A 2,167-nucleotide genomic window follows, 5' to 3' on the forward strand; every position below is an offset into this window, starting at 1 on the left:
CAGAATTTCCTCCAGCTTTTTTGCGGCCAGACTCAGCGGCTGGCGGGAATCCTTAATCAGGCAGATAAATCGTTCCGGTATGGTTTCCAGCAGAGAAATCCGAAAAATTTCGTGGCGCGAAAGCGCGTCCGCCGCAATCTCCTCCGGCAGAAACCCAAGACCCATATTTCCTTTTATCATTGGGAGAAGCTGCACCGTATTGGCGGCCTCAATATCAGGATGAAGCGCAAGGCCGTGCTTTTGAAAAAAGTGGCTGTAAAACTCAAAGGTCTTTGTTTCCACAGCCATGCTGACCATGGGGAGGCCTGCCACCTCCTTCAAACTCATCTGCTTTTCGGACAGATACGCAAACTTCGGCCCGCCCACCAGAATCTCGCGGAAGGGCTTGAGGGGAATCTCCGTCAGGTGCTTCTTCGCGCCTGTGGGTGTGGTAACCACAGCCAAGTTCAAAATGCCCTCCTCCAGCGACTTCACGGCCTGAGGCGTGGAGTAATTGGAGATATGGATGTGAAAGCCGGGATAGACCTGATGAAAGCGGCTGAGCTTGTCGAGAAGGACGCTTTGCAGCGCGGTTTCGTTGGCGCCGATAAACACTGTCCCGCTTTGCATCCCTGTGTAGCTGGCCAGCTCCGCCTCTCCCAGTTGCAGTTGCTCGTAGGCCGGAGCCACATGGGAAAACAGCTTTTCCCCCTCTGTGGTAAGCACAATTCCCCGGTTTGATCGAATCATCAGCCGGCAGCCCAGCTCCTCTTCCAGATTGTTCATGCAGCGCGTGACGTTGGGCTGGCTGCTCATCAGGACCTTGGCCGCCTGCGTGAAATTTTTATATTTTGCAACAAAATAAAAAATTCGGTAATACTCATAATTGACTGCGATAATAATGCCTCCTCTATGGGGCGCAAACCTTGGTGCGCCGCCCTTTTCACTATAATAATTTGTTATAGTGAAAATTGCAAATATACATTTTACATTCTTCAACAAGTTCATTATAATGTAGCAACCCAATGAAAACAACAGCGCGTCCGTTAAGAAAATGCCGCAGTGGGGCGGGTGCGGTATCATCTGGCAGCCGAAGAGAATCGGATCGTTTGACGGAAGGCTACGCCGAAGGTCCGGAAAACTGAAGGTATGAGATCGTGCTGTCCGCCGTTTGCCGGATACTGTCCGACAGGCGGCGAACCAGCTTTTCTGGCTGAAAATCTATCCCCACCGCGATTGGCGGGCAAAGGTGGGATTCACTGGGGCGGGAGGTGATAATCGTATGTCAAATATTCAGGAGACCATGATGTCCGGAATGAAAAACCAAACTGCGTTTACCATCCCGGTTTTGGGAGGAATCCCGATTTCCGAGGCGGTTTTAACCAGTTGGATTTTAATGGTTTTGATTATGGGTCTGGTTCTTCTGCTGACGCGGAAGCTAAAGCCGGATCAGCCGGGGCGCGCGCAGGCGTTTTTGGAGATGTGCGTCGGCGCGCTCAATGGGTTTGCGAAGGACAGCATCGGGCCTCGCTGGCGATCCTTTGCGCCATGGCTGGGAACGGTTGCCGTGTACATTGCCACCGCCAACCTCAGCGGGCTGCTGGGTCTGGTGCCGCCAACCAAGGATGTCAGCGTCACGGCGGGGCTGGCGCTGACCAGCGTGTGCCTGATTTACGGCAGCTCGTTCCGGTTTTTGGGTCTGCGGGGCGGCCTGCGCAAGTTTGCCGAGCCTATGCCCTTGCTGATTCCCATTAACATTATGGAAATTGCCATTCGTCCGCTGTCGCTTTGTATGCGGCTGTTTGGAAACGTGCTGGGCTCTTTCGTAATCATGGAACTCATCAAGGCGCTGGTTCCGGTGGGAGTTCCGGTGGTCTTCAGTCTGTATTTCGATATCTTTGACGGATTGATTCAGACCATCGTTTTTGTATTTCTGACCGCCCTGTTCACAGGGGAAAGCCTTCAGGAAGAGTAACCGTTTCACATTGATTTATTTAATTATTAACAGACCTGCTAAAAGTCAATAGGCAATTTTAGAATCGGTTAGATTAGTAAAGAAGGGTATAGCAAATCAAGCCGCTCTGCACCTCAAATTTGAAATGGCGGCCAGCCTTAGGATAAAACAGTTAAGCGGTTTCTAAGGAGCCCAGATAGGCTTTCACAGAAGCGTAGTAAATGCGCAGGAATT

At 51.5% G+C, this 2,167-nt stretch carries 2 protein-coding genes; one reads left to right on the plus strand and one right to left on the minus strand.

Annotated elements, in window-relative coordinates:
- A partial coding sequence (locus B2W96_RS07675) for a LysR family transcriptional regulator (RefSeq protein ID WP_349680145.1) occupies positions 1-882 on the minus strand: 882 nt, incomplete at its 3' end.
- Positions 883-1,261: 379 nt separating this feature from the next.
- On the opposite strand from B2W96_RS07675, the gene B2W96_RS07680 reads away from it, so the two are divergent.
- The gene (locus B2W96_RS07680; RefSeq protein ID WP_293009701.1) at positions 1,262-1,954 is read left to right on the plus strand and encodes a F0F1 ATP synthase subunit A; all 693 of its coding nucleotides are present in this window, start codon (positions 1,262-1,264) and stop codon (positions 1,952-1,954) included.
- Positions 1,955-2,167: the final 213 nt, after the last annotated feature.

It is taken from the genome of Oscillibacter sp. UBA6647, assembly GCA_002455655.1.
Taxonomy (GTDB): domain Bacteria; phylum Bacillota; class Clostridia; order Oscillospirales; family Oscillospiraceae; genus Oscillibacter.

What these genes read in the sequence shown, in the direction of transcription:
- B2W96_RS07680 (WP_293009701.1), top strand. Translation starts at nt 1,262, where the DNA reads ATGTCAAATATTCAGGAGACCATGATGTCCGGAATGAAAAACCAAACT.